Source organism: Longimycelium tulufanense (genome assembly GCF_014645795.1).
GTDB lineage: Bacteria > Actinomycetota > Actinomycetes > Mycobacteriales > Pseudonocardiaceae > Longimycelium > Longimycelium tulufanense.
The window spans coordinates 1-831 of sequence record NZ_BMMK01000108.1 but is presented as its reverse complement, the minus strand read 5'-3'; the positions used below and the strand labels follow the sequence as shown (position 1 = coordinate 831).

Here is an 831-nt window from a genome sequence, read left to right as displayed (position 1 = left end):
ACAGGCGTGAAGCCCCTGGTAGGACTGGATGTTGCGAAGATCAAGTCCCAGAGAACCAGAGGCTCCACGTGATTGCCTATCGTGCCACGCTCGACCTGCCCCGTGAACTGGCCTGGTACCTGGCCGGCCTGCTGCGCGCTGACCAGCGGCAACGTCGCACACCGAAGGGTCGGCGAGCCCTGTCGGTGTTCCGGCACGCGGTGCTGGCGCTGCGCTGGTTCCGAGAGGGCACCCGGGTTGCCCAGCTGGCCCGTGACACCAGCATCAGCATCGCCACCGCGTATCGCTACCTGCACGAAGCCATCGACGTTCTCGCTGGGCAAGCACCGGAACTGCCGGACGTGCTTGCCGACTGTCTTCGGGAGAACACTCCCTACGTGATTCTGGATGGCAAGCTTGTGCCCACCGATCGGGTCGCGGCGCGCGCCGACGAAGGACACCACCTGTGGTACTCGGGAAACCATCACAAGTTCGGGGGCAACATCCAGTTCGTGGCCGCCCCCGATGGGTTCCCGCTGTGGGTCTCCGACGTCGCGCCCGGCTCCTTCGTGGACCTGCCCGTGGCCGTTGACCAGGCGCTCGGCGCGCTCTACCACGCCGCGGCCCAGGGACTTCCCACCCTGGCCGACAAGGGCTACCAAGGTGCTGGGATCGGCGTCCACACCCCGATCAAGAACCCCCGAGGCGGCAACGTCCTCGATGTCGACAACCGCTGCCACAACACCCTCCTCACCCGCCTCCGCTGCCGCGGCGAACGCGCCATGGCCCTGCTGACCCAACGCTGGAGGCCACTCCAGAGAATCACCCTCTGCCCCTGGCACATCGGCGACA

At 66.9% G+C, this 831-nt stretch carries 1 protein-coding gene; it reads left to right on the top strand.

From position 1 onward, the window contains the following. Positions 1 to 68: 68 nt before the first annotated feature. The coding region (locus IEY55_RS31775) for a transposase family protein (protein ID WP_189062284.1) at positions 69 to 831 on the top strand (763 nt) is incomplete at its 3' end.